23 protein-coding genes are annotated in these 23,373 nt (G+C 75.5%); 10 read left to right on the forward strand and 13 right to left on the reverse strand.

Annotated features, from left to right (window positions below; genetic code table 11):
- Positions 1-53 precede the first annotated feature (53 nt).
- On the forward strand, positions 54-1,802 hold the full coding sequence (locus ACFXPX_RS15625) for an FAD-dependent oxidoreductase (RefSeq protein WP_380641592.1): 1,749 nt from the start codon (positions 54-56) through the stop codon (positions 1,800-1,802).
- Here the strand turns inward: ACFXPX_RS15625 and ACFXPX_RS15630 are convergent.
- The 7 genes from ACFXPX_RS15630 to ACFXPX_RS15660 all read right to left on the reverse strand — a co-directional run bounded on the left by ACFXPX_RS15630 (position 1,786) and on the right by ACFXPX_RS15660 (position 8,472).
- Positions 1,786-2,865 (reverse strand): polyprenyl synthetase family protein, encoded by a 1,080-nt coding sequence (locus tag ACFXPX_RS15630; protein ID WP_380591488.1) that lies wholly within the window; start codon positions 2,863-2,865, stop codon positions 1,786-1,788. The two genes, ACFXPX_RS15625 and ACFXPX_RS15630, sit on opposite strands and share 17 nt — an antisense overlap.
- A 106-nt stretch (positions 2,866-2,971) precedes the next feature.
- Positions 2,972-3,613, reverse strand: a complete 642-nt coding sequence (locus ACFXPX_RS15635) for a cytochrome b/b6 domain-containing protein (RefSeq protein WP_380522986.1) — start codon at positions 3,611-3,613, stop codon at positions 2,972-2,974.
- Positions 3,597-4,310, reverse strand: coding sequence for a molybdopterin-dependent oxidoreductase (locus ACFXPX_RS15640; RefSeq protein WP_380522985.1), 714 nt, complete (start codon positions 4,308-4,310; stop codon positions 3,597-3,599). Before ACFXPX_RS15640 ends, ACFXPX_RS15635 begins: the two co-directional genes overlap by 17 nt.
- Positions 4,311-4,363: 53 nt before the next feature.
- A complete protein-coding gene (locus ACFXPX_RS15645) occupies positions 4,364-5,734 on the reverse strand; it encodes a glycosyltransferase 87 family protein (RefSeq protein WP_380641594.1) in 1,371 nt (456 codons plus the stop codon).
- Complete coding sequence (locus tag ACFXPX_RS15650) at positions 5,727-6,581, reverse strand: S-methyl-5'-thioadenosine phosphorylase (RefSeq protein WP_380641596.1); 855 nt, start codon at positions 6,579-6,581, stop codon at positions 5,727-5,729. Before ACFXPX_RS15650 ends, ACFXPX_RS15645 begins: the two co-directional genes overlap by 8 nt.
- 77 nt (positions 6,582-6,658) lie before the next feature.
- A complete protein-coding gene (locus ACFXPX_RS15655) occupies positions 6,659-7,159 on the reverse strand; it encodes a hypothetical protein (protein WP_380641598.1) in 501 nt (166 codons plus the stop codon).
- Positions 7,156-8,472 carry a molybdopterin-dependent oxidoreductase gene (locus ACFXPX_RS15660; protein ID WP_380523006.1) on the reverse strand — a complete coding sequence of 439 codons (1,317 nt, stop codon included), beginning with the start codon at positions 8,470-8,472 and terminating at the stop codon, positions 7,156-7,158. The genes ACFXPX_RS15655 and ACFXPX_RS15660 overlap by 4 nt, the downstream gene beginning before the upstream one ends.
- 506 nt (positions 8,473-8,978) lie before the next feature.
- Between ACFXPX_RS15660 and ACFXPX_RS15665 the strand changes: the two genes are divergently transcribed.
- The gene (locus ACFXPX_RS15665) at positions 8,979-10,487 is read left to right on the forward strand and encodes an MFS transporter (protein WP_380641600.1); all 1,509 of its coding nucleotides are present in this window, start codon (positions 8,979-8,981) and stop codon (positions 10,485-10,487) included.
- Entirely contained in the window at positions 10,484-11,062 is a 579-nt protein-coding gene (locus ACFXPX_RS15670) for a helix-turn-helix domain-containing protein (RefSeq protein ID WP_380641602.1), read from the forward strand. Before ACFXPX_RS15665 ends, ACFXPX_RS15670 begins: the two co-directional genes overlap by 4 nt.
- Before the next feature lie 70 nt (positions 11,063-11,132).
- On the opposite strand, the gene ACFXPX_RS15675 is transcribed toward ACFXPX_RS15670, so the two are convergent.
- Positions 11,133-12,212: an alpha/beta hydrolase gene (locus ACFXPX_RS15675; RefSeq protein WP_380641604.1), complete on the reverse strand. Its 1,080-nt coding sequence runs from the start codon at positions 12,210-12,212 to the stop codon at positions 11,133-11,135.
- A 143-nt stretch (positions 12,213-12,355) separates the two neighbouring features.
- Here ACFXPX_RS15675 and ACFXPX_RS15680 point away from each other — a divergent pair, with 143 nt between their 5' ends.
- Positions 12,356-12,766 (forward strand): PPOX class F420-dependent oxidoreductase, encoded by a 411-nt coding sequence (locus ACFXPX_RS15680; protein WP_380641606.1) that lies wholly within the window; start codon positions 12,356-12,358, stop codon positions 12,764-12,766.
- 45 nt (positions 12,767-12,811) lie between these two features.
- On the opposite strand, the gene ACFXPX_RS15685 is transcribed toward ACFXPX_RS15680, so the two are convergent.
- Positions 12,812-13,039, reverse strand: coding sequence for a hypothetical protein (locus ACFXPX_RS15685; protein ID WP_380400328.1), 228 nt, complete (start codon positions 13,037-13,039; stop codon positions 12,812-12,814).
- Between the two features lie 269 nt (positions 13,040-13,308).
- On the opposite strand from ACFXPX_RS15685, the gene ACFXPX_RS15690 reads away from it, so the two are divergent.
- Positions 13,309-13,512: a cold-shock protein gene (locus ACFXPX_RS15690; RefSeq protein ID WP_045694210.1), complete on the forward strand. Its 204-nt coding sequence runs from the start codon at positions 13,309-13,311 to the stop codon at positions 13,510-13,512.
- A gap of 274 nt (positions 13,513-13,786) precedes the next feature.
- Entirely contained in the window at positions 13,787-15,349 is a 1,563-nt protein-coding gene (locus ACFXPX_RS15695) for a DEAD/DEAH box helicase (protein ID WP_380522978.1), read from the forward strand.
- 86 nt (positions 15,350-15,435) lie between these two features.
- Here ACFXPX_RS15695 and ACFXPX_RS15700 read toward each other — a convergent pair whose 3' ends face one another.
- Positions 15,436-16,509 (reverse strand): helix-turn-helix domain-containing protein, encoded by a 1,074-nt coding sequence (locus tag ACFXPX_RS15700; protein WP_380522977.1) that lies wholly within the window; start codon positions 16,507-16,509, stop codon positions 15,436-15,438.
- Positions 16,510-16,517: 8 nt separating this feature from the next.
- Positions 16,518-17,435: a hypothetical protein gene (locus ACFXPX_RS15705; protein WP_380591472.1), complete on the reverse strand. Its 918-nt coding sequence runs from the start codon at positions 17,433-17,435 to the stop codon at positions 16,518-16,520.
- 261 nt (positions 17,436-17,696) lie between these two features.
- Between ACFXPX_RS15705 and ACFXPX_RS15710 the strand changes: the two genes are divergently transcribed.
- The 4 genes from ACFXPX_RS15710 to ACFXPX_RS15725 all read left to right on the forward strand — a co-directional run bounded on the left by ACFXPX_RS15710 (position 17,697) and on the right by ACFXPX_RS15725 (position 20,846).
- On the forward strand, positions 17,697-18,128 hold the full coding sequence (locus tag ACFXPX_RS15710; protein WP_380400336.1) for a GNAT family N-acetyltransferase: 432 nt from the start codon (positions 17,697-17,699) through the stop codon (positions 18,126-18,128).
- Positions 18,129-18,189: 61 nt separating this feature from the next.
- Positions 18,190-18,879, forward strand: a complete 690-nt coding sequence (locus ACFXPX_RS15715) for a phosphatase PAP2 family protein (RefSeq protein ID WP_380641608.1) — start codon at positions 18,190-18,192, stop codon at positions 18,877-18,879.
- Between the two features lie 100 nt (positions 18,880-18,979).
- Positions 18,980-19,609, forward strand: a complete 630-nt coding sequence (locus tag ACFXPX_RS15720) for a SigE family RNA polymerase sigma factor (protein WP_380522974.1) — start codon at positions 18,980-18,982, stop codon at positions 19,607-19,609.
- Positions 19,599-20,846, forward strand: coding sequence for a hypothetical protein (locus tag ACFXPX_RS15725; RefSeq protein ID WP_380641610.1), 1,248 nt, complete (start codon positions 19,599-19,601; stop codon positions 20,844-20,846). The genes ACFXPX_RS15720 and ACFXPX_RS15725 overlap by 11 nt, the downstream gene beginning before the upstream one ends.
- Positions 20,847-20,922: 76 nt before the next feature.
- Here ACFXPX_RS15725 and ACFXPX_RS15730 read toward each other — a convergent pair whose 3' ends face one another.
- Positions 20,923-21,978: an FAD-dependent monooxygenase gene (locus ACFXPX_RS15730; RefSeq protein ID WP_380641612.1), complete on the reverse strand. Its 1,056-nt coding sequence runs from the start codon at positions 21,976-21,978 to the stop codon at positions 20,923-20,925.
- Positions 21,979-22,135: 157 nt separating this feature from the next.
- A complete protein-coding gene (locus tag ACFXPX_RS15735; RefSeq protein ID WP_380641614.1) occupies positions 22,136-23,338 on the reverse strand; it encodes a transposase in 1,203 nt (400 codons plus the stop codon).
- Positions 23,339-23,373: the final 35 nt, after the last annotated feature.

Genomic DNA, 23,373 nt, shown 5'->3' on the forward strand with positions numbered 1-23,373 from the left:
GGCGGACCAAGTCGGATCGGGTGAGCGGCCGTAGGGCCGGGACGGGGTGCGGGGTGGCAGGGCGTTCGGGCCGGACGGTCATGGTGCTGGGCGGCGGGGTGGCGGGCCTGACGGCGGCCATGGAGCTGGCGGAGCGCGGCTTCGAGGTCACCGTGGTGGAGCCCTCCGGGTGGGGTGGGAAGGCGCGGAGCGCCTCGGTCCCCGGGACGGGCCGCGGCGGCCGGCTCGACCTGCCCAGCGAACACGGGTTCCGGTTCTTCCCCGGCTTCTACCGGAGTCTGCCGGACACGATGCGGCGGATCCCGCTCCAGGGCTCGCCCTCGGGCGTCGAGGGCAACCTCCGGGAGGCTCCGGAGATGCTGTCCGCCCGGTCGGGACGGGTCGGGGAGACGGTCGCCGACGTCTCCCTGTCCGCCGGCCCGCGGACCCCGCTGCAGATCCTGCGGGCCCGGGGCATGAAACTGGGCGCCGAGGGCGAACTGAACGAGGAACTGCTCTACTTCGCCAACCGGATGCTGGTCTACATGACCAGCAGCGCGCAGCGGCGGCTGGGGCAGTGGGAGCAGACGTCCTGGTGGGACTTCACCGCCGCCAACGGCGCCTCCGAGGAGTACCGGAAGGTGTGCGTCGTGGGGGCGACCCGCACGGTGGTGGCGGCGAGGGCGGAGGAGTGCAGCGCCCACACCGTCGGCGGGTTCCTGGAGGCCTTCGGCTACGGCTTCCTCGGCCGGGGCGGGGCCCAGGCCGCCGACCGGGTCCTGAACGGCCCGACCAGCACCGCCTGGATCGACCCGTGGGTCCGGCACCTGGCGCGGCTGGGGGTGCGGCTGGAACTCGGCTGGCGGGTGGAGGGCCTGACGGTACGGGGCCGCACCGTGGCGGGCGCGGTGCTGCGCGGTCCGGGAGGGCGGCGCCGGGAGGCGGAAGCCGACTGGTACGTGTGCGCGCTCCCCGTCGACCGGATCGGGGCGCTGCTGGCACGCGGCCTGGCCGAGGCCGACCCGGAGCTGAAACGGACGGCGGACCTGCGTACCGACTGGATGGTCGGCCTGCAGTTCTACCTCACCGAACCCACCCCGATCACCCGTGGGCACGTCATCTACCAGGACTCCCCGTGGGCCCTGACCTCCATCAGCCAGGCGCAGTTCTGGGACACCGACTTCGCCGCGACCTACGGCGACGGGACGGTGGCCGACTGCTTGTCGGTGGACATCTCCTCCTGGGACACCCCCGGCATCCTCCACGGCAAACCGGCCCGTGAGTGCACCCGGGCCGAGGTCGCCGCCGAGGTCTGGGCCCAGCTCGCCGACGCCCTGAACGACGGCCGTCGGCGGACCCTCCACGACGGCCTGCTCCACTCCTGGTACCTGGACCCGGCCGTCAAGAACCTCGACGGCCCCGGGCCCGCCACCAACGACGAGGCCCTGCTGATCAACACCACCGGTTCCTGGGCGCTGCGCCCGCAGGCGCGGACGGCCGCGGTGAACCTGTTCATGGCCGGGGACTTCGTCCGCTGCCCGGTGAACCTGGCCACCATGGAGGGTGCGAACCAGAGCGGCCGCTCGGCGGCGAACGCGCTGCTGGAGGCCGCCGGGCACGACGCCGAACCGGCCGAGGTGCACGCCCTGTACGAGCCGTCGGAGCTGCGCCGCCTGAAGGAGGTGGACGCCGCGCTCTTCCGGCAGGGCCGCCGGCACATCCTCGACACCCCGCCGCCCTGGTCCGCCCCCACGGCCCCCGACGCCCCCACCGCCCCCACCGCCCCCGACGGGCCGGACGCCCGCCTCAGTGGGACCGGTTGACGATCAGTCCGCACAACGCGTCGAGGTCCTCGACGGCCTCGGGCACCGCACCGGAGCGCTCCGCGAGGCTCCGCAGGCGGTCCCGGGCCGCGTCCGCGTACCCGGCCGCGCGCTCCTGCGTCCACCGGCGGCCGCCCGCCTCCTCCACCAGGCCGGCCAGCTCAGCCTCCCCGGACCGGTCGGGACCGCCCGGGGCGGTGTAGCGGCGGGCCAGCTCCTCGCCCGCCGCGGTGCCCGAGGCCATCGCGGCCACCACCGGCACCGAGAGCTTGCGCGCCCGCAGGTCCGCGAAGACCGGCTTGCCGGTGCGTGCCTCGTCGCCCCAGGTCCCCAGCAGGTCGTCCACCAGCTGGAACGCCATGCCCAGGTCGTGTCCGAACGCGGCCAGCAGCTCGACCTGTTCCGGTCCCCCGCCGCCGTGGAGGGCGCCCAGCCGACAGGCGCAGGAGATCAACGACGCCGTCTTGCCCGACACCATCTCCAGGCACTCGGACAGTCCGATGCGCGGCTCCGCCTCGAACAGCACGTCCAGTCCCTCACCCACCGCGAGCTGGATGAGGGTGTCCAGCAAGGCCTTCGACGCCGCCTCCGCCACCGCCTCGCCGCCGGCCTGCGCACCGCCGGCCGCCTCGGCACCGGGGCCCCCGAGCACCTCGAAGGCCAGCAGCAGCAGCGCGTCGGCCGACCGGGTCGCGGCGGCGGGCCCGAACACCTCCCACGCGGCCGCCCGGTGGCGACGGACCGCGTCGCCGTCCAGCACGTCGTCGTAGAGCAGCGACAGGTTGTGCACCAGTTCCACCACCACGGCGGCGGGAACCGCCCGCTGCGGATCCCCGCCCACCGCCCGGGCGCAGCTCAGGGCCAGGGCCGCCCGCACCTTCTTGCCCCCCTGCCGCGGATCCGCGGCGCCGGGTCCGGCACCGGCGCCGGACCAGCCGAACTGGTGGGCCGCCACCTGTCCGACCGTTCCCGTCAACTGCCCGGCCCAGTACCGCAACTGCGCGTCACAGGCGGCAGCCGCGCCCGCCAGGACCGACTCGGCCCGCGCACCGTCCGACCACACCTGCCTGCTCCCCCACCCGACCGGGCCGCCCGCCACCCCCGGCGCCACGGCATCCGGGCGAGCCTACGGGATCCCCGGGGCACCTACCGGGACGGCGGTGGGACGGCTACTCCTGCCGTTCCCCGGCAGCCGTCCGCACCGGCTCCGGGCGGGTGGGCCGCCACTGCGGGTGTTCGCGCTCGGCCCAGGCGCGCTCGACCAGGCCGGTGCGCATCCCGAGGCGTGACTCGCGGTCCCGCCAGGCCATCCGGACGTGCCCGGCGATCACCACGGCGATGGCGGCGGCCAGCCAGTCGTGCACGAAGGTCGCGCCGGTGCGCCAGGCCGGCGGGGCGAGGTGGGTGAGCCACATCAGCAGGCCGGTGCCGAGGATCACCAGCATCGAGCCGAGCGTCCACTGGGCGTACAGCTTCTGCCCGGCGTTGAACTTGCCGGCCGGGCGCCTCCCGGCCCGGGCCCGGGCGGCGCGCAGCCACTGGCGGTCCGCCGGGGTGAAGCGGCTCAGCCGGGAGAAGTCGGCGCGCAGCGCCCGGGAGGCGAGCCCGAGCAGCAGCGGCACCGGCAGGGCCAGGCCGCACCAGACGTGCACGGTGACCACCAGCGGCCGGTTGCCGACCAGGACGGCCAGCGGCCCGAGGTAGAGGCAGGCGGCCGTGGCCAGGCAGACGCCCATCAGCGCGGCGGTGGTGCGGTGCACCCAGCGCTCGGCCCGGGTGAAGCGCAGGACCAGTTCAGCTCGTCGGTGCATCGTCCCGCCCGTTCGACCGGCCGACCCAGGCGTCGACGTCGTATCCGTTGCCCTCCCAGTACCCCGGCTGGACGGAGTCCGTGACGGTGATCCCGGAGAGCCATTTCGCGGACTTGTAGAAGTACATCGGCGCGACGTAGAGCCGCACCGGCCCGCCGTGGTCGTGGCTGATCGGCTTGTCCTCCAGGCGCAGCGCGACCAGCACGTCGTCGCGCCGGGCCTGTTCGAGGGTGAGGCTCTCGCTGTACGCGCCGTCGAAGCAGTCGAAGCGCACCGCCTTCGCGCCCGGCCGTACCCCGGCGGCGTCCAGCAGGTGGGCCAGCGGCACCCCTTCGAACGGGGTGTCCGGCACCCGCCAGCCGGTGACGCACTGGACGTCCTTGACCAGCCGCCGCTGCGGCATGGCCTGGAGGTCGGCGAGCCGGTGGGTGGCGGGGCGCTCGACCAGGCCGCCCACGGTGAGGGTGTAGTCGGCGGCGGTCCGCTCGGGGACGGAGGTCACCACCGAGTAGTAGCGGAAGCCGTTGTTGCCGGGCAGCAGCCCGGACAGGCCGCTCGGGTCGCGTTCCGCCAGCCCGGACTCCACCCGCTGGAGGAACGGCCCGGCGGCCACGCCGAGCGCGCCGAGGCCGAGCAGCCCGAGCACCACCCGGCGCCCGACCGGGGTGCCCCGGCCCTCTTCGTCTGTACTGTCCACCCGACGATTCGACCAGGTCGGGGCGGTCCGGGGCCAGTGGCGGGGGCGTCCCGTCAGACTTTCGTCATCTCCGGCCCGCCCCCGCGCACCAGCCGGAGCGACAGGGCCCCGGCCAGGGCGCGCAGCGCCGGGACGGCCAGCACGCAGGCCAGCGCGGCGCCGTAGGCGGTGCGTTGGGCGTCCTCGCCGCCCACCAGGTAGAGCACCTGCCCGGCGGCCGGGACGGCCAGCCACTCCCACCGCCCGTCCAGCCCGACCAGGGCCACCACCAGCAGCCCGTACCAGGGGTAGCTGGGCGCGACCAGCAGCAGGGCCGTCCCGGTGACCAGCAGCGCGCCGCGCCAGGGGCGGGCCGGGTCGCCCCGGCGCAGCACCCACAGCACCACCGCGGCCAGCACCAGGGCGGCCGCCCACGGCGCCCAGCGGTCCGGCAGCAGCGCCCGCACCAGGCCGAAGCGCTCCAGGTGGCCCTGCTCGTAGCCCTCCTCCCGGAGGTAGCCGGGCAGGTAGCCCAGGACGCCGAGGCCGGAGGCCGCGACGTACGGGAGGTAGACCGCGGCGAAGGTGCCGAGGGCCGCGGCGGTCAGGACGAGGTCGCGCTTGGCGGGCCGCCGGGCGAGCAGGCCCGAGAACGCCCCGGGCAGGGCGAGTGCGGGCAGCAGTTTGGTCGCCACCGCCGCTCCGAGCAGGGCGCCGGCGGGCCCGGCCCGGTGGCGGGCCGCGCAGCCGAGCCCGGCCACCATGAGCAGCGCGCCGAGGGTGTCGACGTGGGCGTCGTTGACGGCCCACACCGTCACGCCCGGGCACCAGCCCCAGAGCGCGGCCCGCCGGCCGCGCCGGGCCAGCAGGGCGGTGGTGGCGACCGCCAGCAGGGCGCCGCCGACCTGCACGCCGCGCACCCCGCCGCCGAAGGGGTGCTCGGCGAGGAACCAGGCCTCGGCGACCGGCGGGTAGATGGTGTGCACGGCGGGCCGGTTGATCCGGGTGCAGTCCCCGGCGGCGGTCCGGTGCTCGTCCCAGGCCGTGCAGCCGTCCCCGGCGGGGAACAGGCCGGGGTCGCGCAGCCGGAGCAGCGCCGGGTCGTCCGGGGCGTGGGCGTACGGGGAGGTCCCGGCGGCCTGGACCCGCCCGTCCCACACGTAGCGGTAGGCGTCGTCGCTGGTGCGCGGCGGCGCGAGCAGCCCCACGGCGGCGACCAGGACGCTCCCGGCCAGCACGATCGGTGCCACCCGGCGCTCCTCCACCCGCCGCAGCAGGAGCAGGGCGAGGGCGAAGAGGGCGGCGTCCAGGGCGTACCAGTCGTACAGCGGCGCCCGGTCGGCGAGCGTGCCGCCGCCGGTCACGGTCCCCGCGAGGGCGGCGACCAGGGCGGCGAGGGCGGCGGCGCAGGGCAGGGTCCGGGTGAGCACCGGGCGGTCAGTCACCGGGAACACCGGGCAGGCCGGTGGTCAGACCGTCCAGGGCGTGCGGGCAGGGGCATTCCCGGTCGGCGGGCAGGGCCTCCAGGGCCTTGAACAGGACGGTGCGCAGCCGGTCGACGTTCCCGGCGAAGACCTCCAGCACCTCCGCGTGGGTGACGCCCTCGCCGTTCCCCACTCCCGCGTCGTGGTCGGTGACCAGCGCCAACGAGCTGTAGCAGAGCCCGAGTTCACGGGCCAGTACGGCCTCGGGGTGCCCGGTCATCCCGACCACCGACCAGCCGTTGGCCGCGAACCAGCGCGACTCCGCCCGAGTGGAGAACCGCGGCCCCTCGATCACCACCAGCGTCCCGCCGTCCACCGGCTCCCAGGCCACCGAACGCGCCGCCCCCAGCACCGCGGCCCGCCCCGCCGGACAGTACGGATCGGCCATCGACACGTGCACCACCCCCGGCACCGATCCGTCCGGCAGCGGCAGCCCGTCGTAGTAGGTCTGCACCCGCCCCGAGGTCCGGTCCACGAACTGGTCCGGCACCACCAGCGCCCCCGGGCCGAACTCCGCCCGCAACCCGCCCACCGCACACGGCCCCAGCACCTGCCGCACCCCCAGCGAGCGCAGCGCCCACAGGTTCGCCCGGTAGTTGATCCGATGCGGCGGCACCCCGTGGCCCCGCCCGTGCCGGGGCAGGAACGCCACCCGGCGCCCGGCCACCTCCCCCACGAACACCGCGTCGCTGGGCGGACCGTACGGCGTCTCCACCCGCACCTCCGCCACTTCGTCCAGCAGCGCGTACAGCCCCGAACCGCCGATCACGCCCAGCTCGGCCCGGGAACTCTCCTGATGTACCGTCACGTTGGTCAACCTCTCCTCGGGGGTCCGGTCCCGACCACTGTAGGAACGGATCGGGGCGGACCGGGCGAAGCACGTCCTTACGGTTCCCGAACGTCGCGGGCGCCCCGTCGCCGGGCGCGGCGCAGCGTGACGGCGAGGGCGAGGGCGGAGGCCCCGAACAGGGCGGCGGTGACGGCGAGCCAGCGGCCGAGGTAGACGCCCTCCGAGAGCCCGGTGGCGCCCGGGTAGGGCGCGGAGAGGTCGAGGATCAGCGGGAACCAGACGAGCAGTAGCAGACCGGAGAGGAACGCCGGGACTCTCAGAAAGTTGATCCAGCCGACGGTCGGCGTCGGCGCGGCGCGGTGGCGCAGCACGGACCGGGCCGAGAGGTCGGCGAGCGAGTACAGCGGGAGCAGGATCAGGTCGTGGGCGACGGCGGCGCCGACGAACCAGACCGCCACCGCGAGCGGCCGGACCGTCACCAGCCGCTCGACGGCGTAGCCGGTCAGGGCGAGGGAGGCGAGCAGCGCCAGCAGGTGCAGCGGTCCGGCGCCGTACCAGCGGGTGAAGGCCGCCCGGCGGCTCCTCGGCCCGGTCATGCCCGCCCCGTCCGGAAGGTCAGGCGGCCGACCCATTTGGTGTTGTTCACACCGGGGTTGGCCGGGACGATGATCCGCGCGGGGTAGCCGTGGTCGAGCGAGAGCTCGGCGCCGTTGACGCGCAGGGCGAGCAGCGAGCGGGGGTCGCGGATCTGGTTGCCCCGCAGCACCACGGAGGTGTACGGGCCGGGCGGCTGGACCGACTCCACCAGGACGTTCGCGGCGTCGGGCAGTCCGGCCAGGGCGGCGAGGTCGGCGAGCGGCAGTCCGCTCCACTGCTGGTCCTCGGTGGACCAGCCCTCCACGCAGGCGATCGGCAGCCGGGCCGAGCGCTGCGGCAGGGCGAGCAGCTGCTCCCGGGTGAACACCCGGACGGGCCCGCTGCCGTGGAGCTCCAGCCGCCAGTCCGGCCCGACCAGCGCGGCCGTGACGCCGACGGCGGCCGCGGTCTTGTTGACCTGGAACCCGTTCGGCCCCGAGTCCCGGTCCCGGTTGTGCGGCGCCAGCAGGGCGGTGCCCCGCAACCGGCCGCCGATGCTCTGCCCCGCGGTCACCACCAGCAGCGCCAGGGAGCCGGACCCGACCAGCGCGAGCGCCCCTCGGCGGGCGATCGTCGGCGGGGCGGGCTCGGGCGCCACCAGCCCGTCGGCGTCCGGGGGTTCGGGCCGGGTGCCGGTCCGGCCGGTGCGCAGCTCGACCAGCAGCGAGCGGGACCGCAGGGCGCGGACCATCCGGCCCAGCCGGAGCGCGACGTGGACGGTGAACGCGGCGATGAACACCCACGCGCCGTAGAAGTGCAGGGTGTAGAAGGACCCCGGGAAGACGTAGTGGAGCTGGATGTTGAGGATGCCGGTGGCGAACTCGAAGACGGCGCCGCCGACCAGCATCAGCAGCGACAGCCGCTCCAGCGCGTGGGCCGCGCCGCGCACCGGCGGCCACTCGAACAGCTTGGGGATCACCGACCACAACTTGGCCAGCAGGACCGGCACCAGGACCACGCCGAGGGTCACGTGCACGCCCTGGGTGAGCCGGTACAGCCAGGACGGGCTGGTGGGCCAGTCGAACAGGTAGAAGCCGAGCACGCCCTTGTCCGGCGTCTGGTCGTTGAGCGGGTCGAGGTCGGGGTTGTAGGCGGCGTACGAGAGGGCTCCGGTCACGAAGAGCACCGGGATCCCGAGCAGCAGCACCAGCCCGAACACCGAGGTCAGCCACGGCCCGCGGATCGGGCTGCGCCAGAACCGGGGCCGGAACGGTCCGGGCGGCGCGGGCAGGCGGTCGAGCCGCCCGGCGAGTGCCGCCGCCGCGCCGGACAGCCGGGCGGTGACCGCGGCGCCGCCGCGTCCGACGGCCCGGGCGAGGGCGCCCAGCGCGGCGGCGGGCCGTCGGGGGCGCTTCCCCGGCGGTTCGTCACCGTTGCGCGCCGTGTCCACCGACCACCTCCAGTCCCCCGGGGAGTCAGCGGGGCGCCGCTCGTCGGCCGCCTGCCACCGGGAAGGGAACGGGCGTGCGCCGACGGTCCGTTCGGCCGACGACGACCGGTCGGCCGCAGCCCGCCGGACAGCCAACCACCCGGACGGAGCGCTCCCGGTGAAGCCGCCCGGGACCGACCGGGCTATCACCCGGACGGCCCTGGCCCGGTTCACAGCTGCTCGGGCCCGGACCCCTCTCCCGCCACCCCTTCCGGGTATGTCATCATCGGAAGACATCAACTGATGACATCGGCTGGTGACATCCCTCGGCCGGCCGTGCCCCGGGGTGCCCGGGGCGGCGCACCGCCCCCGGTCCGAACGCTCGATCTATGACAAGGGAGGGCGCGTCCATGGAGACCCCGACGGGCCTGTCGACGCGACGTGAGCGGGCCCTGGTGCCCGTCCTGGTGTTCCTCAGCGCCGTGGTGGCGGTGATCAGCAGCCTCGGCGCCCCGATGATCCCGACCATCGCCGCCGTCGACCACGTCTCGCTCGCCGAGGCCCAGTGGTCGCTGACCATCACCATGCTGGTCGGCGCGATCGCCACCCCGGTGCTCGGCCGCCTCGGCGACGGGCCCGACCGCCGTACCGTCACCCTGGCGGCCGCCGCCGTGGTCGTGCTCGGCAGCGTGCTGGCCGCGCTGCCGCTGGGTTTCTGGTGGCTGATCGCCGGCCGCGCGCTCCAGGGCGTAGGCGTCGGCCTCACCCCGCTGGCCATCGCCACCGCCCGGGACGCCCTGCCCGCCGCGGCCTCCCGCTCGGCGGTCGCGCTGCTGTCCATCACCACCGTGGCGGGCGTCGGCCTGGGCTACCCGATCACCGGGCTGATCGCCCAGTCCTTCGGCATCCACGCGGGCTTCTGGTTCGGCGCCGTGATCAGCGGCCTCGCCCTGCTGCTCGCCGTCCTGGTGCTGCCCGCGGCGAAGCACCGCGAACGACGGCCGCTCGACGTGCCCGGCACCGTCCTGCTCAGCCTCGCCCTGGTCGGACTGCTGCTGGTGCTCAGCGAGGGCGAGAGCTGGGGCTGGGCCTCCGGCCGGCTGTGGACGGTGGCCGCGCTGTCGGTGCTGCTGCTCGCCGCCTGGGTCCGGCACGAGCTGCGCACCGCCCACCCGCTGGTCGACCTGCGCAGCCTGCGCAACCCCGTGGTGCTGAGCGCCGACGTGGCCGGCCTGGTCGCGGGCGTCGGGATGTACCTGCTGATCTCCCTGGTGATCCGCTACGTCCAGACCCCGACCGGCACCGGCTACGGCCTGGGCGCCTCCGTCGTGGTGGCCGGGCTGGTCCTGCTGCCCTTCTCCGCGTTCAGCCTGCTGTCCAGCAAGATGGTGCCCGTCCTCACCCGGCGCACCTCCTCCGCCCTCGTCCTGCCGATCGGCTGCGCCGTCTCGCTCGTCTCGATGCTGGCCTTCCTCTTCGCCCGCGACCACCTGTGGGAGCACCTGGTGGTGATGGGGATCGCCGGGCTCGGGGTGGGCTGCACCTTCGCCGTGATGCCGGGTCTGATCGTCGCCGCCGTGCCCGCCCAGGAGGTCGGCAGCGCGGTCAGCTTCAACCAACTGCTGCGCACCATCGGGTACTCCACCGGCAGCGCCCTGTGCGGCGCCGTGCTCCAGGCCCACACCGCGCCCGGGCAGCTGCTGCCCGCCGACAGCGGCTACCGGGACGCCGCGCTGATCGGCTGCGCGGTCTGGGTGGTGATCGGTCTGACTACGATCATCCTGCCGCGGGTCAGTGCCGCGGCCGCCGCCCGGAACGGGGTGCGAGTGGACGAGGAGCTGATGGTGGAAGAGAGCATCGCCGACGCCGTGGCCGGCGAGGGCGAGGTACCCGTGCTGCGGGCGGGGACCGAACGGTGACCGCGCCGTCCGACGGGCCCGCGCCCCCGCGCCGCCGGGACGCCGCCCGCAGCCGCGAACTGCTGATCCAGGCGGCCCTGGAGCTCTTCGCCGAACGCGGCTACGAACGCACCACCACCCGGGAGATCGGCGAACGGGCCGGTGTCGACCCGGCGTTGATCGCCCGCTACTTCGGCGGCAAGACCCAGCTCTACCTGGCCACCGTCCAGCTCGAACTCGGCAACGAGCCCCCGGCCGACCTGCTGGAGGAGGAACGGCTGCGCACCCTGCTGGTGCGGCTCACCCAGCGCGGCCCCGGCCCGTCCTTCCAGGCCGCGGTGCAGCCCGGCGACAACACCGAGGTGCAGCAGGCCTCCCGCGCCTACCTGTACGGGCGGATGGTGGACCCGCTGCACGAGCGCTTCACCGCCGAGGGGGTGGACCGGCCGCAACTGCGGGCCGAGCTCGCCGCGGCCGCCTTCGCCGGCATCGTGCTGGCCCGCTCCAGCGGGGCGTTCAGCGAACTCGCGGCGGCCGACCCGGAGGAGCTGCTGCCGCTCCTGCGCGACCTGCTGGCCGCCAGCCGCCCGAGCTGACCCCGCCCCCGCGGGGACCCCCTGCGGGGCCGCTCGGAACGGCCGGCGCCGCCGAGCGGCCGGACCGGGCTCAGCGCCTCCAGGGGCGGGCGAACTCGTGCAGCGCGGCCTCCACCGCCGGGGCCAGCGCGTGGTCGTTCACCGGAGTGCCCGCCGGGTGGAGGAAGTGGTCCACGCCGTCCAGGGTGCGCAGGCCCGGGCCGGTGGTGTGCGCCCGGCCCAGGGCGCCGAGCAGCGGCGGCACGGTCGCGCAGGGCACGTTGGTGTCGGCGGTGCCGCAGGTGACGGTCACCCTGGTTCCGGGGCGCACCGCCCGGGCGGCGTCCGGCGGGTAGACCGCGTCGTCGCTGCGGACGAAGCGGGCGTTGTTCGGGCCGAACAGCGCGTTCAGCAGCCCGGCCAGCGGCGGCAGCAGGGCACCGGTGTCGGTGGGCCGGCCCGCCCGGAAGTCGGCGACGGCGGCGGCCACCCCCGCCTTGTTCGCTCGCGCCACCTCCTCGGTGAGCTGTCCGGCCGCGACCGCCTGGTCGAGCTGGTCGCCGAGCTGGGCGGTCAGCAGGTCCAGCAGCCGCTCGTCCTGCGGGGCCAGCAGTGCCAGGCCGGCCGGCGCGGGCCGGACCGTACGGGCGACCAGCAGCGCCTGGAGCCCGCCTTCGCTGTGGCCGACCACCATGAGCGCGCGCCGGTCGGCCTCCGGCTGGTCCCGCAGGGTGGTGTAGGCCGCGGCCGCCTGGCGGGTGAAGGCGGGCAGGTCGAGCCGGCCGGGGTCGCCCTGGTAGCCGCCGGCGCCGGTGCGACCGGTGAAGTACTTGTCGAAGCGCAGGGTCATCACCCCGTCCGTGCCCAGGGTGCCGGCGACGGCGGCCAGGGTGCCCGGGGTGAGCGCGGGCGGCTCGTCGCCGTTGCGGTCGGTCGGGCCGCTGCCGGGCAGCAGCAGCGCGGCGGGCAGCCGCCGCCCGGCCCGGTGGGCGGGGACGTGCAGGGTGCCGTAGGCCGTGGTGCCGTCCGCGGTGAAGGTGACCTCGCGGTCGGCGGCGGGGACGAGCCCTCCCGGCTCCCCCGGCCCGGCCGCGCTCGCGGCGGGCGCGCCCAGACCCGTCGCGGTGACCGCGGCGAGCAGGGCGGCGGTCGCCAAGGTGCGCCAACGCATGCTTTCCCCCTGAAAGTTGAGATGCGGGCTTGCGCCGCTCAGGCTACGACCGGGCCGGCAGCGGGCCGCGGTCGGGGGTCCGGCGGACCCGGGCCTTCGGGGGTCTTGACCTCAAGGGCGCTCCAGCTCCTACGGTGATTCGCATGATCTTCACCACGACGGAGCGCGCGTACCTCTCCACCCAGCTGCTGGCCCGCCTGGCCACCATCGGCCCGGACGGCAGCCCGCAGGTCCGCCCGGTGGGCTTCCGGCTCAACGAGGACGGCACCATCGACATCGGCGGGCCCGGGATGGCCCGCAGCCGGAAGTACCGCAACGCCCAGGCGCGTCCCGAGGTGTCCGTGCTGGTGGACGACATGGCTCCGGCCGACCACCCGGTCACCGCCGGCTGGGGGCGCGGCATCGAGATCAGGGGCCGGGCGGAGGTACTGGCCGTGGACGTGCCACCGGTGGCGCCCGACCGGTTCAGCAAGGACATCGTCCGGGTGCACCCCCGTCGGATCATCACCTGGAACCTGGAGGCGCTCGGCAGCGCCGCCCGCGACGTCGGGTGACCGGGCGGGCCCGGCGGCACCGTCGTCGGGGGCGGAGTGCCGGGGTCAGAGCCGGAACATCGCGGTGTACGGCTGGGTGATGCGCTCCTGGCGCGATCCGAAGTCGACGAGCACCGCGATGTCTCCGTCACCCTCGACGGCGATGACCCGGCCGAGGCCGAACCCGTCGTGGGTGACCCGGTCCCCGACGGCGAAGTGCTTGCGCGGCGCCTCGGTCCGGGGCTTGAAGGGGCTGGTGGGCAGGGGGCGGCGACCTGCTGAAAAATTCGTCATTTGTCATTCAGTATGCGCCGCGACAGCACGGGTTCGGGCCCATTTCGACGTCACGATTTCGACGTCGTCCCGAAAAGTACCGCCATCGGGGGCAGCAGCCTGCTACAGTCGACTTAGTTGCAGTAGTGGTTCCCATGAACTTTGTGTGCGCCTGCTGATCTTGCAGGCGCATTTTTCGTTCCCCGGCTCTTCCCCGGTGGGCACTTCATGCGGTGACTCGAAGCACGCACCGTGCGTGCTCTCGGACAGTCCCTTGAAGGAGACTTTTAATGGCTAATGGCACTGTGAAGTGGTTCAACTCGGAGAAGGGCTTCGGCTTCATCGAGCAGGAGGGTGGCGGCCCGGACGTCTTCGCCCACTACTCGAACATCAACGCCAATGGCTTCCGTGAGCTGCTTGAGGGCCAGAAGGTCGAGTTCGACGTGACGCAGGGCCAGAAGGGCCCGCAGGCCGAGAACATTCGCCCGCTGTAGTTCACCCGCCACGGCACTCGCCTGGTGGTGAGGGGCCCGCACCGCGCACATGCCCGGGGCGGGCCCCTCGGCGTTCCCCGCCGCGAACGCCCACGGTTCGAGGTTCTGCGCGCCCGCCCCTCCGCGGTGCGGGCCGACTGCGGTGACGTACCCCGCACGGTCCGACCGTCCACGCTCCGCCCGTCACACTTCCGGCCCGTTCCCTGCGGTCTCCCCTGCGCCCCGCGCCACCGGAGCCTTCCTCGTGACGTGCCGCCCTGAGGAAGGTTCCCGCATGACCCGCTCCGGTCGCTCCTCCTACCGAGACGCAGACGTCCGCCCCACCACCGCTTCCCGCTCCGCCGGCCGGCCCTTCCGGGGCCGCCGCCCCGTCGGCCGGAACACCCCCCAAAGCCCCGCCGGACAGGGCGAGTTCGCACTTCCGGAGAGCTCCACCCCGGCGCTGCCGGCGGTCGAGTCCTTCACCGAGCTGGACCTGCCCCAGCCGCTGCTGTCGACGCTGACCCGCCAGGGCGTCACCACGCCGTTCCCGATCCAGGGCGCGACGCTGCCCAACTCGCTGGCCGGCCGCGACGTCCTCGGCCGGGGCCGTACCGGCTCCGGCAAGACCCTCGCGTACGGCCTCGCCGCGCTCGCCCGCACCGCCGGGCGCCGGGCCGAGCCGGGCTGTCCGCTGGTCCTGGTGCTGGTCCCCACCCGCGAGCTCGCCCAGCAGGTCACCGAGGCCCTCACCCCGTACGCCCGCGCCCTGCGGCTGCGGACGGCGACCGTGGTCGGCGGGACCTCGCTCAGCCGCCAGGCCTGGATGCTGAACCGGGGGGCGGAGATCGTGGTGGCCACCCCCGGCCGGCTCAAGGACCTCGTCCTGCGCGGCGAGTGCCGACTGGACCAGGTCGGCATCACGGTGCTCGACGAGGCCGACCAGATGGCCGACATGGGCTTCCTGCCGCAGGTCACCGAGATCCTCGACCAGATCGACCGGGGCGGCCAGACGATGCTGTTCTCCGCGACCCTGGACCGCGGGGTCGACGGCCTGGTGCGACGCTTCCTGACGGACCCGGTCACCCACTCGGTCGACCCGGCCGCGGGGGCGGTCGGCACGATGGAGCACCACGTGCTGCACGTGCAGAACTACGACAAGGGCGCCACGATCGCCCACATCGCCTCCCGCGACGGCCGGGTGATCATGTTCACCGAGACCAAGCACGGCGCGGACCGGCTGGTGGAGGAGCTGCTGGCGACCGGGGTGCGGGCCGCGGCCCTGCACGGCGGCAAGCTCCAGGCGCAGCGCACCCGCACCCTGGAGCAGTTCCGCACCGGCCAGGTGACCGCGCTGATCGCGACCAACGTCGCCGCCCGGGGCATCCACATCGACGGCCTCGACCTCGTCGTCAACCTGGAGCCGCCGACCGACCACAAGGACTACCTGCACCGGGGCGGGCGCACGGCCCGGGCCGGGGAGTCCGGCACCGTCGTCACGCTGGTGCTGCCCAAGCAGCGCCGCGGGACGGTCCGGATGATGAGCACCGCCGGGATCACGCCCGTCACCACCAGGGTCACCGCCGGTGACGAGGACCTGGCCCGGATCACCGGGGCCCGGGTGCCCAGCGGCGTGCCCGTCACCGTGCCCGACCCCGTGGTCGAGCGGTCGCGCCGCGGCCCGTCGGCGGGTCACGGCCGACGCGGCCGTCCTTCCTCCGGTTCCGGCAGCGCCCGCGGCACCGGCGGCGGCGGTCGGAGCACCGGTGGCGGCGGCCGGACGGCCACCGACCATGACGGCCAGGGTTCCTCCGGCCACCACCATCGGGCACCCCGACGGCCCGCTCGCTCCGAGTAGCACCACCGGGCCCGCCGACCGTCCGACCGCACCCGGCCCACCCGGCGGCACCCCACCGCGCGCGGCCGCACCCGGCCCAGCCGGGCTCACCCGCCCTCGGCCGCCCGTTCGGCCAGCGCCCGGGAGCGGTGCTCACGGGGCGGGAGCCCGTACGCGGCCCGGAAGGCCCGGCTGAAATCGTCCGCGCGGGGAAAGCCCCAGCGGGCCGCGACGGCCTGGACGGCGGTGGTGCGCTGGGCGGGGTCGGCGAGGTCGCGGCGGGCGCGGTCCAGGCGTTGGCCGCGGATCCAGGCGGCGAGGGTCTCGCCGTCCGGCGCCTCCCGGGTGAAGACCCGGTGCAGGTGGCTGACGGAGACGTGGTGGGCGGCGGCGATCGTCGCGGGGGTGAGGTCGGGGTCCTGGAGGTTGCGCCGGACGAAGGCGCGCACCGCCTCGGCGAGAGCCCGGTGCCGGGTCTCCTCCGGGACGGCGGCCTCGGCCTCCAGCTCCCCGGCGACCCAGGCGGCGACCAGGTCGACCACGATCGTCCCCAGCCGGGCCGCCTCGGCCGGCCGCAGCGCCGTCGCCTGCCGGTCCAGCCCGACCAGGAACTGCGACAGCAGCGCCGGCGAGCCCTCCCGGGCGGAGAAGGCGCGGCCGAGCAGGTCGCGCAGCCGGTGCGGCGGCAGCGGCAGCAGTTCGGCCGGGAAGTCGACGCCGACCCCGGAGAGCCGGGGGACGGTGCCCCCGTCGGTCGGGCCGCCGAAGGTCCGCAGGTCGTACGGGTGCGAGCTGTCCACCAGGTGCAGGGAGCCCGGCCCGAGGGTCTCCGTCCGGCCGGCCCCGCGGGTCAGCGCCATGGTGCCCTGCTGGAGGAACGACAGGTGGTAGACGCCCGTGTCGGCCCGGCGCACCATGCGCTCCGTCCGCCGGAAGCGCACCGACGGGAACGACGTCCCGAGCAGGACCACCTCGCCCAGCTCGGCCCGCCGCAGCTCCGCCCGGAAGTCGCCGGCGTGGGCGCTGGTCGCCTCGCAGGCCCGGGTCCGTTCCAGCAACTCCCGCCAGCAGTCGAAGCGTTCGCTCGCGGGCAGCTCCTCGCCACGGAACACCGTCCCGGTCACCGCCGTCGCTTCCGCCGCCTCGGGCTCCTCCCCCACCGTCGCCGCAACACCGTCCAAGAGTCGGATCATCCCGCCGGGCGGGGCTGTGGATCGGACAGGCCCCGGGCCGCAGCCGCAGCCGGGGGAGCCTTGTCCAGGGAGACCGCGGGCAGCTCCCCCGGCCGCTCGGGGCGCTCGAACTGCTCCGGCCGCCCCGACTGCTCCGGATCGCCCTGCTCGATCCGGCCCAGCAGCCGGGCGACGGCGTCGGTGCGCTCGCGCAGCACCGCGACGTGCTCCGCCCGGTCCGCCTCGGTCATGGCCTCGGCGGGCCGGACCGGGATGCCCCGCTGCCGGGCGGTCGCGATCAGGCTCTCCCCGGCCTGACCGACGATCACCAGCGCGGCGGCGGCGAAGCAGCCCGCGTCCAGGGTGCGCGGCCGGCCGAGCAGGCCGCGGTGGACGATCTGGGCCGGAACGGTCAGTTCGTCCAGCCGCTGGTCGACCGAGCCGCGTTCGAGCGCCGCGAGGACGACCGTGGCCAGCGCCTCACCCGCCTTGGTGACCGCCCACTTGCGGCCGGGCACCGGCGGGAGGAACTCGCGGATCCGGTCCACGTCCTGCTCCAGGGCACTGGTGGTCAGCACCTCGAAGGCGTTGCGGGTACGGATCTCGACGACCTTGTCCCACTCGACCTCCTCACCGTCGAAACCGACCCGCACCGGCCCCAGGTGCACCGCGCCGTAGCCGTCGAGCAGCCCGAGCAGCTTGTGCGCCACGGCCGGCGTCCGGGGGTGACGGCCGATCAGCGTGCCCAGCGCGAGCTTCCACGGCTCGGTGGCCGGCACCGGAGGCGGGGCCACCGAGCCCAGAGCCGCCAGCGCCCAGCGCCCGCCCGCCGCGGACCGCCCGCCGCGCAGCACCGCCTGCCGGCCCGCCTCCCCCAGCTCGGCCGCCGCGCCCACCAGCCGTCCCAGCCCACCGGCCCACTCGACCCTGGCCACCCGCCCGTCCCCTCCACGCCCTGACGAAACCCACAGGTCGGACATGGTACGGCGAGCCCTCCGACCACCTCCGGGCACCTCCCCCCCCGGGGTCTCCGGGGCCCGGATCCGGCTCCCCGAGGTGCCGGATCCGGGCTTTCCGCCACCCGCCGACGCTCCGTCAAGGATGATCGCCGTGCGGACGGGCGGCGGCGGACCGGAGGGTTCGGGCACGCGCGCCGGGAGGGGGACCCGTCGCACCCGACCTGTACGATGTAATGCATGACAAGCACAAATGACCCTTACGAGCTGCGCCCGGGTGTCCCCACCGTCGAGGTCTTCCGCCGCCTGCGCACCGACGCGGGCCTCTCCGACCGGGCCCCCGAGGACGTCGCGATCGGCCTGCCCAACACCTGGTACGGCGTGGTCCTGCACCACGAGGGCGAGCCGATCGGCATGGGCCGGATCATCGGCGACGGCGGCACCGCGTTCCAGATCGTCGACATCTGCGTCCACCCGGCCCACCAGGGCCGCGGCCTCGGCAAGCGCATCATGGCCGCCCTCACCGAGGAACTGGACCGCCGGGCACCCGCCACCGCCTACGTCTCGCTGATCGCGGACGGGCCCGCACGCCTCCTCTACGAGCGGTTCGGCTTCAAGGACACCGCGACCCACGACTCGATCGGCATGTACCGTCCGATGGCGGCGGGCTGACCGCCCCGACCGCGGGGCGCGAGCCCGCACCCCCGTCTCCCGAGGAAGGGCGCCCGCCACGATGGACCACCCGCCGACCGCCCGGCCCCGCCGGTGGGCGGCCGCGGCCGCGGCCGCGCTGCTGCTGTTCGCGGCCCTGGCGGCCCTGCTGGCCGAGCACGGCTGGACACCGTACGGCTTCGAGCGGGACGCCGCCGACTGGAGCACCGCCCACCGGCCGTCCGCCGCCCGGACGGCCGCCGCGGCGGTCACCTCGCTCGGCACCGGCGCGGTGCCCTACCTGCTCGCCCTGGCCGCCGGCGCCGTCACCGTCCGGGCCCTGCCCGCCCCGCGCCCCACCCGCCGGGCCGTCCTGCTGCTGCTCGCCCCGCTGCTCTGGCTGCTCGCCGGCCAACTGCTGCGCTACGGCCTCATGGCGGCCTGCGCCCGCCCCCGCCCACCGCACGCCGACTGGGCCACCGCCGCGTCCGGCTCCTCCTTCCCGTCCGGCCACTCCTTCACCGCCGCGCTCTGCGCCGGCCTGCTCGCCCTCGCCGTGACCCGCGCCCACCCGGCCGCCACCAGGGCCGCCGTCGCGGGCGCCCTGCTGTTCGCGGCGGCCGTCGGCCTCAGCCGGATCTACCTCGGCGTGCACTGGCCCCTGGACGTCCTCGGCGGCTGGCTGCTCGCCGCCGGCTGGCTCGCCCTCGGCACCGCCGCCCTGCCCCGGGTAGGCTCCCGCCGGGCCCGGCAGCCGAGCCCGGCGCCCTGACGGCGCTCCGCCAGCGCTCCGACGGCGCTCCGACGAAGGCCTGACGAACCCCCGGCGAACGGACTGTCACACGATGCCGGGCCCACCGCGTTACCAAGGTATGGATCAAGAATCGCGTGCGGCAGCGTCGCCCGAACCACCCTGGCCGGAGTTCCCGGACTTCGTCGCCGCCCGCGCCCGGCACCTGCTGCGCACCGCCTTCCTGCTCACCGGCGGTGACGCCCACCTCGCCGAGGACCTGGTGCAGGAGGCCCTCGGCCGGATCTACGTCAAGTGGCGGCGGATATCCCGGCTGGACAACCCCAGCGGCTACGCCCAGACCGTCCTGGTCAACACCTTCCTCTCCTACCGGCGCAAGCGCAGCGCCTCCGAGCGCGTCACCGACGAGTTCCCCGAGGTCGGCGTCGACGACCCGGACCCGGCGCTGCGGCTGACCCTGCTGCGCGCCCTCGCCGAACTCCCCGCCCCGGACCGCGCGGTGCTGGTGCTGCGCTTCTGGGAGGACCGCAGCGTCGAGGTGACCGCCGCCGTGCTGCGGCTGAGCAGTGCCGCCGTCCGCACCCGCTCCCGGCGGGCCCTCGCGCGGCTGCGCGCCGTGCTGGGCGAGGACCTCGACGCCGTCCTGAGCGGATCGACGGCGACAGGAAGCAGGACGGCGACGGACGGATCCCGCACGAAGACCGGCCCCGACGGCCCCTCCCGGAAGGCGGTGCTGCGCCATGCCCAGTGACGACGACGCATTCGCGGACGCGTTGACCGACGGCTTCGCCCGCGCCCTGCGCGGCGCCGCCGAGCTGGCCCCCGAGCCGGTGCACCACGCCCTGGCCGCGCAGGCCGAGCAGCGCGGCCGCCGACGGCGGCGCAACCGCCGGGCCGTCCTCGCGAGCGGCCTCGCGGTGCTGGTGCTGGCCGGGGCCGGCGGCTTCGCGGCCGTCCGCGGCGGCACCTCCGGCCCGGTCGGCCCGGTCGGCCCGCCGGGCCCCGCCCTGCCGACGCTGTCCGACCAGGAGCTGAACGCGCTGTTCACCGAGCTGCTGCCGAAGGGCACGGTGACGGGCCTCACCGACCGCTCGCGCGGGATCGCCGACCCGCACCGGACCGGCACCACCCTGCTGTTCGACGACGGCGCGGGAGCGAGCATCCTCATGTTCAGCGCCCAACGGACGGACTTCAAGCCCGAGGTGAGCGCGGTCTGCATGGACCCGACCGACATGCCGCAGGACTCCTGCGACCGGACGGTCCGGCCGGACGGCTCGGTCCTGGTGATCGACAAGCTGCGCAGCCTGCACCCCGAGAACGGCCGGGAATGGCGGGTCACCTGGGCGGCCCCGGACGGCCGGCGGATCGAGTTCACCGAGTACAACGGGCAGCCCGCCACGGCGAACCGGCCGAACCCGCCGCTCGACGCCGCCCAGCTGACGGCCCTGGTGACCTCCCCGGCCTGGGACCGGATCTTCGCCACCCTCCGCCCGGCCGACGGCACCCCGGGGCCCGCCGCCGGCCTGACGCCCGCACCGACCGCCACCACTCCCGCCGGCCCGGGCCTGCTCGCGAAGCTCGTCCCGCTGCTGCCCGCCGGGGCCGAGGTGCAGAGCCAGGACCCGGAGCACGGCGCGCTCATCCTCACCTTCGAGGGCCGCACCAGCCGACTGGTGGTCAACGCGGACCCGCCGTCCCAGCGCGGCCGCGACGAGTTCGCCGGAATGGGCGGCGACCTGCCGACCCCGCTGGAGGTGCGGGAGAAGCGGCCGGACGGGGCGGTCGTCGTCACCAACCGCTTCGGCAACGGGAAGACCGCGACCGACCCGGTGCTGCACTGGCTGGCCGCCGTGCACTACCCGGACGGCAGCCGGGTGCAGATCTCGGAGGGCAACGGCGAGAACTCCTACACCTACCGCCCGGGCGATCCGGCGCTCGACACCGACCGGTTGAAGGCGATCGTGACCGACCCGGCCTGGCACCGCTGAGCGGGGGGAACCAGCGCTCCGGCACGGTGAGTTGACGCTCACCCGGGGCCGGGGCGCCGTTCCGGTGGCGGCACGGTCAGCGCAGCCCGCCGCCGCAGCCGGTCGGGACCTCCGGGGCCGGCGCGGTGCGGCGGGCGTCGAAGTCGGCGAGCCAGCGGAGCGCGTCGCCCGCCGAGGCGTCCCAGCCCGTGCCCAGGTCGACGGCGTCCTCCAGCGCGTGCCGCAGGCCGCCCGGGTCCTCCAGCGGGCCGGACGCTCCGGCGCGCTCGCCCACCAGGGCGACCCGGCCGCGGACCCGGCCCGCCCCGGCGGCCCGGTCCGGGACGGTCCAGGCGCGCCAGTCCCGGCCCATGGTCAGCACGTTGCGGGCGGCGTAGCCGATCTCCGGGAAGGCCGCGAGCACCTGCTCCAGGTCGACCCGGGTGCCGTCCAGGTCCGCTCCGCCGTACCGGTGGCGGGTCGCGGAGAGGCTGAGGTAACGGGAGTCGGGCAGCGGGAAGTGCGCCACCTGCCACTGCGCGCCGACCCAGCTGGTGGCGGCGCCGTCCTGCCAGCGGCCCGCGACCAGTTCCATCGGGAGAACGGTGTGGTAGACCGCGAGCCGCGACCGCGGGGTGCGGTCGGCCCACCGAGGGTCCCGGCGGACGACCGAGCGGGCCGTGCCGGAGAGGATCAGGGCGTCGCCGGTGACGCTGCGTCCGTCGGCGAGCGTCGCGACCACCGACTCGCCGTGCTCGGTGTAGCCGACCACCCGGCTGTCCGCGAGCAGTTGGACGGACTCCAGCTCCCAGCAGGCCTCCAGCAGCGGCTCGTAGACGTCCAGCCGGTGGGCCGTCGCGTGCGTCGGGCGGCCGTCGCCGTGCCGGGCGGGCAGGGCCATCGAGCTCACCGGCTCCCCGGTCGCGCCGTCCATCACCCGGAACTCGTCGATCACCAGGGACCGTTCGCGGACGGCGTCGCCGACGCCGAGCCGGTCCAGCAGCCGGAACGCGGGCGGCGCCAGCCGGACGCCCGCCCCGTCCCCGGTGAGCACCGGCCGCTGCTCCAGGACGAGGACGTGATGGCCGCGCGCCCCCAGCGCAACCGCCGTGGCCAGACCGCTGACACCACCGCCGGCAACCAGAATTCGCATGCTTCCGATGATGGCTCCGGGGGGACGGACCGGGCGATGCGGTCACGTTGCCTGTGTCAGAACCTCCCGCCGAGGTGACACAGGACGAACTCCGAGGTTTGAAACGGGCGATGTCCGATTTGCGTGGTCGGTGCGCCGTGGCTCCCGCTCCGTACGCTCAGAACGAGCGGCCCATCCGCTCCATCGACACCATGCAGTGGGTCCACGGACGGACCCGGGCCCGCGCCGCGGCCACCACCTGGGCCACGTGCGCGGCGGCCGCCAGGGTCATGTGGCGGTGCCAGCCGTCGGCACCGCGCCCCTCGTAGTCGTCCAGGGCCCCGACGTGCGAGGCGGAACCGGCGAAGTCCTGCTCGACCCGCCGCGGGAGCTTCGCCAGCCGCAGCAGCACCCCGAGCGGCGTCGCCGTCAGGTTCGTCAGCCAGCAGCCGACCGGCTGCTCCTGCCCGGCGTCCCACTGCCCCAGCAGCAGCAGCGGCAGCCCGGCCCACTCCACCGGCACGCCGCCGACCAGGCTCCGGCGCACGGCGCCCGTCGCCGGGTCCGTCCACTCCACCGGCCGGCGGAGCATCCGGTGCAGTTGCAGCACCCGGCCGGCGGGCAGCGAGCGGCCGCCCCGGCCCGCACCGCGGCCCGCCCCCTGGTCCAGCACCGGCAGGGTGGCGGGGACGGCGGACAGCAACGGCGCGCCCGCCCGCGCGTAACGGTCGAAGACCGGCCCCAGCTCGGCCCCCGGGAGGTCCAGGACGACCGGGCGGGGCCCGATCGTGCTCGGGTCGCACACCCGGGCGGCCGCCGCGACGCACCCGGCCGCCGCCTGGCCGAACGGCACCAGGTGCCACCTGACCGGCACCGTGACGTCGCTGGCCACGCCCCACATGCCGATCGCCTGCCGGCCCTTCCGGGGGACCGGCAGCGCCTGCACCACCCAGGCGGTGAAGCGCAGTTCGTTGTCGGCGTGGCGCTGCAGCGCCCTGCTGACCGGCTCCCAGTCCCAGGTGGACGCGGCGATGAAGTGGTGCAGGCTCTGGGCGAGTTCGGGGCCGCCGACCTGGGCGGCGATGTTCCGGATCGACTTGCGGCCCTCCGCCGCGATCAGCCCGCGCAGGTAGAGGGCGCCCTTGGCGCGCTGGTCGCTGCGCGGCAGCGGGGCGAAGAGCACCTCGGACAGCTCGTCCAGGACGCCGCCGGCCGTCGGTCCGGGGTCCGTGGTGCCCGGCGGGCGGACGGACGGGGTGCGACCGGACGGGGCACGATCGGACAGGGTGCGATCGGACTGCGTACGGCGGGCGGTCCGGCGCCGGGTGTCGGGCTCCGCGGGTCGAGTGAAGATCGTGTCCACACCAGCGCGACCGGTCATGGCGGCAAGCCTATTTCCCCTTCGCCCGGGGTGAC

It is taken from the genome of Kitasatospora sp. NPDC059146, assembly GCF_042786665.1.
Lineage (GTDB): Bacteria > Actinomycetota > Actinomycetes > Streptomycetales > Streptomycetaceae > Kitasatospora.

Coding starts and splice junctions, on each gene's coding strand:
- ACFXPX_RS15635 (WP_380522986.1), bottom strand. CDS start 3,613: ATGCACCGACGAGCTGAACTGGTCCTGCGCTTCACCCGGGCCGAGCGC.
- ACFXPX_RS15655 (WP_380641598.1), bottom strand. CDS start 7,159: ATGACCGGGCCGAGGAGCCGCCGGGCGGCCTTCACCCGCTGGTACGGC.
- ACFXPX_RS15665 (WP_380641600.1), top strand. CDS start 8,979: ATGGAGACCCCGACGGGCCTGTCGACGCGACGTGAGCGGGCCCTGGTG.
- ACFXPX_RS15675 (WP_380641604.1), bottom strand. CDS start 12,212: ATGCGTTGGCGCACCTTGGCGACCGCCGCCCTGCTCGCCGCGGTCACC.
- ACFXPX_RS15680 (WP_380641606.1), top strand. CDS start 12,356: ATGATCTTCACCACGACGGAGCGCGCGTACCTCTCCACCCAGCTGCTG.
- ACFXPX_RS15685 (WP_380400328.1), bottom strand. CDS start 13,039: ATGACGAATTTTTCAGCAGGTCGCCGCCCCCTGCCCACCAGCCCCTTC.
- ACFXPX_RS15690 (WP_045694210.1), top strand. CDS start 13,309: ATGGCTAATGGCACTGTGAAGTGGTTCAACTCGGAGAAGGGCTTCGGC.
- ACFXPX_RS15695 (WP_380522978.1), top strand. CDS start 13,787: ATGACCCGCTCCGGTCGCTCCTCCTACCGAGACGCAGACGTCCGCCCC.
- ACFXPX_RS15710 (WP_380400336.1), top strand. CDS start 17,697: ATGACAAGCACAAATGACCCTTACGAGCTGCGCCCGGGTGTCCCCACC.
- ACFXPX_RS15715 (WP_380641608.1), top strand. CDS start 18,190: ATGGACCACCCGCCGACCGCCCGGCCCCGCCGGTGGGCGGCCGCGGCC.
- ACFXPX_RS15720 (WP_380522974.1), top strand. CDS start 18,980: ATGGATCAAGAATCGCGTGCGGCAGCGTCGCCCGAACCACCCTGGCCG.
- ACFXPX_RS15725 (WP_380641610.1), top strand. CDS start 19,599: ATGCCCAGTGACGACGACGCATTCGCGGACGCGTTGACCGACGGCTTC.
- ACFXPX_RS15730 (WP_380641612.1), bottom strand. CDS start 21,978: ATGCGAATTCTGGTTGCCGGCGGTGGTGTCAGCGGTCTGGCCACGGCG.
- ACFXPX_RS15735 (WP_380641614.1), bottom strand. CDS start 23,338: ATGACCGGTCGCGCTGGTGTGGACACGATCTTCACTCGACCCGCGGAG.